Below are 7,014 nucleotides of genomic sequence, written 5' to 3' on the forward strand. Positions count from 1 at the left end.
TTCATTGAATAATTAACTTTTAACCTTTAAATGGCTACAAAAAAGGCTATTGGCGATTATTGAATAACTGCCAATAGCCTTTTTTGAAGTAACAATCAAATCAAAACTAGGTCAAACATTATCAATATTTTAAAGTCTATCCAGCGTTGTCGGACCGACCCGGTAGGCGGGTAAATCCGCTAGCTAGTCACTAGTTTTAACGTTTTTGGCTGTCAGTTTGCTCAATCGTTCGAATAAGATGCCTTCGCGCAGGCCATTCTGTGAGAAAATCATCCGGTCAGAATCCAAGAAACGCATTAACGTAATAGCTGGAATCAGGCCACCGACGATAATGTCCGCGCGATCCTTGGCTAAACCAGGAATCAGAGCACGTTCCGCGGCGTCTTTGCCAATGACGGTGTCAAAAGTCTTGTAGATTGCCTGAGCATCCAACCGGTAACCGTGAATATCTTCAGAGTTGAGCAGGTCAGACTGATGACGGTTGATCTTAGCGAGGGTTCGGTTACTCCCACCTAGACAGACCAGCGGCAGGTTCAATCCGTTACGTAGCCACCAAACGCTGTTGAAGAGCTGATCAACGAAGGTCATGGCTTTGAATAGGGCGTTGGCTGTAATGTGATTGTTTAAGCCGAACTTTTCAGATAGATTGACCGCACCGATTGGTAAGCTGATCAGTTCTTTAGCTTGGCCGTTCATCACCAAGACTAGTTCACAGCTACCGCCGCCAGTATCGACCATCACACAATTAGTGGTAGGTAATGTGTTAATGATACCAAGGTAGTCGTAGTAGGCTTCAGTGGTTCCTGGGATAACGTCAATGGTGAGATCAAGTTCGCTCTTAACCTGTTTGAGAAACTTCTTCTGATTGCTGGCCCGCCGTGTTGCAGCAGTTGCAACGGCTTTAATCGTCAGGTTGGGTAATTCGTCATAGACTGCTTTAAATGATTTGAGAGCGGTCAGTGTTCGGTCGATGGCTTCTGGCTGCAAGGTCGGTGTATCCGTTGCGTCCTCGTTTTCGGATAATCGGACCATCTCCTTGAGCCGGTGAGTCACTTGGTAGCTACCGTCTGGTTGAATCTGGGTGATTGTCATCCGACAAGAGTTGGAACCAAGATCAATAACTGCCAAATTTTCCATCGCTAATCGTCCTTTCTGTCGAGGTCAGAAGTATCCGGTTCGTTTTCAGGGCTCATCATCGGAATAAATTGATGGGCGTTACTGGTTGGTGTTGGTTCGCCATGATCAGCCTTGACCGCTTGTTCAGCTTGGTGAATAAAAGTTGCTTGCGAATCAAGCACTTCGAGTCCACGTCCGTCAACTTGCGTGTACTGATCATCTGGTTGGAGGATACGCGTCTTGACCGTATCGTTCCACATCGTTTCAAAAATAGCGATTGCTCGCTGACTGATTTCTGGTTGCAGTAGTGGGAACAGTAATTCGACACGGCGGTTAAGGTTACGCGTCATCATGTCGGCACTGGATAAATAAATCTGTGGTTCACCGTCGTTGCTGAAGTAGTAGATCCGACTGTGTTCGAGCAGCCGACCAATAATTGAATGAACTTCAATATTGTCGGAGACGCCCTTGATCCCTGTCCGTAAACAGCAGATACCGCGAATGATCAGTTGGACTTTAACTCCAGCATGGGATGCCTCGTAGAGTTTGCTGATGATCTGTGGATCAGATAGTGAGTTCATCTTCATCTTAACTAGGGCTGGACGACCAGCCTTAGCAATGGCAATTTCATCATCGAGTTTTTCGTTAATGAAGTCACGAATACCATCGGGTGAAATGTGCAGTTTGTGGAAGTAGGGTGGTTCGGAATAGCCAGACAACATGTTGAAGATGTTGGAGGCGTCGATGCCCATGTCAGTATCCGCGGTGAACAGTCCCATATCGGTGTAGAAGTGGGCGGTAACGTCATTATAGTTCCCGGTTCCCATGTGCATGTAGCGCTTGATGCCTTCGTTTTCACGACGAACGACCAGTGCCAGTTTGCAGTGGGTCTTCAGTCCTAATAAACCGTAGATGACGTGGCAGCCCATTTCTTCCAGCTTCTTAGCCCAGTGAACGTTATTCTCTTCATCAAAACGAGCTTTGACTTCCACTAGGACGGTGACCTGCTTGCCGTTTTGGGCAGCTTGACCTAAGTACTTAATAATTGGTGAGTCAGCAGAAACCCGGTAGAGCGTCATCTTGATGGCTAAAACGTCGTCATCTTCAGCCGCTTCGTGAATGAAATCAACGACTGGTTTGAAATCGTCATACGGGTATTGCATAAGGATGTCGTGATCCTTGATTAAGTCGAAGATCGAGCGTTCCCGATAAACGGCTGGATAGTAGGCTTGATATTTAGGGTAATTCAGGTCATCGTGACCCTGAACGGCCTTGACCAACTTAGATAAGAAGGTGAGGTTCAGCGGCCCGTTAATGATATAGAGTGAGTTTTCATCTGTCCCAAGTGATTTGGCCAAGCGAGTCCGTTGGTGACGACTCATGCTCTTTTCAACTTCTAAGCGCATGACCTTGCCACGTTCGCGAATTTTAAGCTGTTTCTGGACTTCTTTTAACAGGTCGGAAGTATCTTCTTCGGCCACGTCGAGGTCTAAGTCACGCATGACGCGGTAACAGCTAGTTTCCTTGACCGTGTAGTTGATGAAGAGTGAACCAACGAATTCTTCAATGATGTCTTCAATCAGAATGAACTGGTTGGGAGCACCCGGTAACGTCACCACGCGGGGGAAAACGTCGGGAACTTGGACGGTTGCAAATTTACGATCCTTCTTGTCACCGTTCTTGTAGATCCGCAGTGCAATGTTTAACGTGTTATTGCCGATGAATGGGAAGGGCCGTGATGAGTCGTCGGCCATAGGAGTTAAGGCTGGGTAGAGTTCGTCATCGAAATAGTTCTTAACGAAGGCGTGTTGTTCTTCAGTTAAATCAGCGGCTGTTAAAAGGCGAATGTCGTGTTGTTCCAGTAAGGGTAACAACGAGCGGTTGAGCGTGTTGTACTGCCGCTTGACCATCTCGTGGGCCTTGTCACTGATGGCGCTGACCTGATCAGCAGCTGTTAAACCGGCTGGATCAGGTTTAGGATAATTGACTGACATCAACTTGCGAAGAGAAGCGACCCGGACGGTGAAGAACTCATCGAGGTTACTCTGCGTGATGCCTAAGAAACGAACGCGTTCTAGCAGTGGATTATCTTTATCGCGGGCTTCATCAAGCACCCGGTAGTTGAAATCGAGCCAGCTAAGTTCACGATTAGCGAAATAATTTGGTTTTAAATAGTTCATTTTAACGTCCTCCCCGGAGTTTAATCACTGGTGTCAGACCGAAGACTTCCTTGAAGAATTCAGCTTTCTGTGAGAATACCCAGTTTTCTAAGAAGAGGTCATCGTGTGCGTAGCAGGTGATGATGACCCGTGGGTTTTTAATGGAAATTGAAATCTTGTCAATTTTTTGTTTGCGACCATCGTCTAAGGCGTCCGCAATTCGTAAGATGGCGGATAGCTTGGAGACTAATAAGCGCTGTTCGAGTTGTAAATGTTCAAAGTGGCGCAGGTCTTTGGATGGCGTTTGCGCACTGTGGTAGCGTGAAATCAGGGCGATCATTTTCTTCTCGTCATCCGTCAAACCGGTTAATTCAGTCGCTTGCAGAATGTAATCAGAGTGCAAGTAGTGTTGATGGGGATCAATATAACTCCCAACGTCGTGAACGATTGCGGCCACTTGTAGCAATAAGCGGTCCCGTTTGCCGAGGTGGTGCAGTGGTTTGAGTTGGTCGAATAGGTGCAATGAGAACTTGGTCACTAAGTCGCGGTGGCGTGGTTCAACGTTGTAGCGATCGGCAATGTTTTTAGCAGCGGTTACGATTTGATCGTTAAAATCATATTTTTTATAGCCTAATTTAATGGCTTCCTGAATGATGAGGCCATCCAAGACGGTCACGTTACCTAACCAGATCTTGTCTGCATTGGTTAGCTGCAATAATTCGTTGATAAGTAGCAGTTCGGGAATAATCAGACGGACGTCAACTTCATCAACGTCGTATTTGTCCATCAAGTATTGATCGGAGGCGTTGATGACGTCGTCGTAGAGCGTTTGAAAATCAGCTTTGCTTAATTCTTCGATACCCGTTTGATTTTGCTGTTGTCCAAAGAGGTTGGTGAATGGTGCAACCCCCATCATGACGACGTTACTAGGTTGGTCACGGCGATCGGGTAAGAACCGACCAAAGTCTGCAATCTGACTTGAAATGTAGTCATCCAGAACTTCAACGTAGTTCGGCACGCTGGATTGGAGGTCTTCCAATACTTCGGCGATCTGAACTGGTCCTAAACGTAAGCTCCGTGAGAACGTAAAGTTACCCTGATCGTAGTGCGAGATGCCGACACTCCCTGAGTTAATCCCTAATAGGTAGGTCGGGTCTTCGATCAGCTGTTTGAAACGTGGAAAATGGACCGCCACGGCGACCGAACGCAGGTAAGTTTCCTGGCTGCTCGAAAGCCAATCAATTTTCAGACTAGTCCGGACCAACAGTTGGTCTTGAATATAGTCGGCGTTGTTGGCGGATGACAGGGACCACGATCCCCATAGGTGATAGTCTTTGACCCCGTAGTCGTTCATGATTTGAATAAAGCCATTTAGTGCCTGCGTGGCTTGCTCAACGGAATCATAGTCGATCGTATGCTGATCGTAAATATCTTCCCCAAGTGAAACGTCAGAACGGACGCGTTCGACTTGACGTAAAGTGCGTAGATTGACGATTGAAAGTTCGATGCTTTGAACGTTAATCATCATAATTCCAAATAATTTTGCTGCCATGAATGATCCCCCATTTAATGATTTCAACCTCCAAAGCGATGATAACGGTTGGCTAATTGCCTTAAGTTTAACATACGTTTAGGTTGATTAAATTAGTATTTCAGTGTTGTTAAGACTAGGATATTCGTAATTGTTAAGTCAGTTAGTTTGGCTAAAAAACCTAGTATTATGGCGCTGTTACGATAAAAAGCGTGGTTCAGTAGTAATGAGTACTCCTGAACCACGCTAGTTAAGATTATAAGATTTCGTGATTGTTGATAATTAGTTTGTTCAGATGTTTTTCAACTCGTTGATCAGCTGGTGGTAGCTGCATATAATCGCCGTACATACGGGTGAGAATAGCATCGTATGCGCGCGGAATCTTGACGGTTAGCGTTTCAAAGGGTGCAGTGGTTAATTCCGTCAATTCTTGATAGGAGAGGATCTCCTTATCGTAGTCATATTGGGACGCTAAATTCTTATAAGTCCGTGAATCAGATTGTTCATATAACCGCATGTAGCCTTCGCGTTCTTGTTTGTGTCCATTAACGTCCGCTAATTGCTGCGGCGTATGCCGTGACATTAAGTTACGTAGCGGTGTTTTGACGAAACTATAATTGAGTTTTAAGAGGATCGCAGCGTCTTCTAACTTGTAATGAAGCATCTGTGATCGACGTAAACTCTCGTCAGCGGGAATCTTGTCGAACGGAAAGATGTCGACGAAGACGCCTTTGAAGGCATTATTAACGTTGTTCTTCTCTTCAATATAAGTATTAACATCCAGTAACTTCATATAACTGAGGGCGTAATCAGGATCGGTTGCGCCGGTCTGTAAGAAAAACTGGTTGGGGTCCAAGTGCCGGTTAGCAACCGCAATGAAGCGTTGGTATTCGCTGCGACGCATGCCGATATCAATGTCATCATCCCAAGGGATAAAGCCATGATGACGGATGCTTCCTAATAACGAACCACCAATTAGAAAGTAATCAATGGCTTCAGCGTCACAAATTTCAATTACGGTCTGCATCAAGCGTAATTCGACTTGGTGTAAAGCTGGCAGGGCCATGCAATCGTCTCCTTTAACGTAAGCGTTTCAACTACTTATAATCATACACTTTGTTGCCTGAAATTGTTAGGCAGGATACTTAACACGGGTAAAATCCGGGAAATACTGGGTTAATCCGAGCAAAGTAGTTAAAGGCATGTTATATTCATGGAAAGTCAACAAAGTGATGGTGATTGTGATGGATGACATAGAATTAAATAAACTACTCAATGACTATTTTGAAGCGTATCAGAACACAACTAAAATTATGATGGATCTTGTGGCATTGCCACTCAGTCAAAATAAACTTTCTTTTGAACAATTTTTGATTTTGCGCCGGATTGCGATGACCGACCAAGTCACCTTAAATGATATTGCAACGCAACGCCAAGTGACGCGGAGTGCTATCTCACGCCAGGTTAAGGCATTGCTGATGCAGCACTACATCTTTCAAGTACCTGATCCACAAGACCGGCGCCGGCTCTACCTTCATATGACTGAACATGGTCAGCAGATTGAACGGTCAGTTGATCAGGCCATTACCCAGCATTTCAGTTACTGGGTCAGTCAGCTAGGTGCGCCTAAGATTGATCAAGTGTTGAAAATTATGGCAACCTTTAGTCATCAGGTGACAAGATTGGGAACGTCTGATGGAAGTTCCAATCAGTCATCTGCTGGTAGCCAAGACTGATAATAAAATGAGAAGGGGATGTGGTTAATACCATGTCCACTTCTCATTTTTTGTATCGAAAACCTACTGCGTAAGAACTGCTTCCTAATTCCGCCTACCGGGGCATCCTGACAATGTTGGAGTGGTGGGGCACAACTTAAAGATTACAGCAAAAAAACTGCAATCTTTAAGGTTGGCCTTATCCTAAGCCGAGAAGCTCGCTCAGCCAAGGATAATTTCACCACTGAACATTGTCAGGATGCCCCTCACGGCTAGATAGCAATTAAAGGCAAACATATGCGCACCTAAGTTTAAACTGACTGATTGTGATTGCTAGTTTTGCTCAGGAACCAATTTGTCAGTTAACTGAGATCCTTACTAAAATCCGACTGGCAGTTACTGAACAATATACCCGCTAGTTTTTTGAGAATAACGATCAATCAAATTAAAGCTAGATAAATCTTTGATCAGTTTTTTATCTAAACTAGCCGTT

At 45.1% G+C, this 7,014-nt stretch carries 5 protein-coding genes; 1 reads left to right on the forward strand and 4 read right to left on the reverse strand.

Annotation, left to right across the window (positions count from 1 at the left end; translation table 11 throughout):
- Window positions 1-183 precede the first annotated feature (183 nt).
- The 4 genes from ppx to ACG95_RS02905 all read right to left on the reverse strand — a co-directional run bounded on the left by ppx (window position 184) and on the right by ACG95_RS02905 (window position 5,872).
- The gene (gene ppx, locus ACG95_RS02890; protein WP_047999065.1) at window positions 184-1,137 is read right to left on the reverse strand and encodes an exopolyphosphatase; all 954 of its coding nucleotides are present in this window, start codon (window positions 1,135-1,137) and stop codon (window positions 184-186) included.
- A 2-nt stretch (window positions 1,138-1,139) separates the two neighbouring features.
- On the reverse strand, window positions 1,140-3,296 hold the full coding sequence (locus ACG95_RS02895) for an RNA degradosome polyphosphate kinase (RefSeq protein WP_047999066.1): 2,157 nt from the start codon (window positions 3,294-3,296) through the stop codon (window positions 1,140-1,142).
- Window position 3,297: 1 nt separating this feature from the next.
- Complete coding sequence (locus tag ACG95_RS02900; RefSeq protein ID WP_047999067.1) at window positions 3,298-4,827, reverse strand: Ppx/GppA phosphatase family protein; 1,530 nt, start codon at window positions 4,825-4,827, stop codon at window positions 3,298-3,300.
- A 235-nt stretch (window positions 4,828-5,062) separates the two neighbouring features.
- Window positions 5,063-5,872: a LicD family protein gene (locus ACG95_RS02905; RefSeq protein WP_047999068.1), complete on the reverse strand. Its 810-nt coding sequence runs from the start codon at window positions 5,870-5,872 to the stop codon at window positions 5,063-5,065.
- A gap of 136 nt (window positions 5,873-6,008) precedes the next feature.
- On the opposite strand from ACG95_RS02905, the gene ACG95_RS02910 reads away from it, so the two are divergent.
- Complete coding sequence (locus ACG95_RS02910) at window positions 6,009-6,542, forward strand: MarR family winged helix-turn-helix transcriptional regulator (protein ID WP_237756434.1); 534 nt, start codon at window positions 6,009-6,011, stop codon at window positions 6,540-6,542.
- The last annotated feature ends 472 nt before the right edge of the window (window positions 6,543-7,014 follow it).

It is taken from the genome of Lactiplantibacillus herbarum, assembly GCF_001039045.1.
In the GTDB taxonomy this organism is placed as follows: domain Bacteria; phylum Bacillota; class Bacilli; order Lactobacillales; family Lactobacillaceae; genus Lactiplantibacillus; species Lactiplantibacillus herbarum.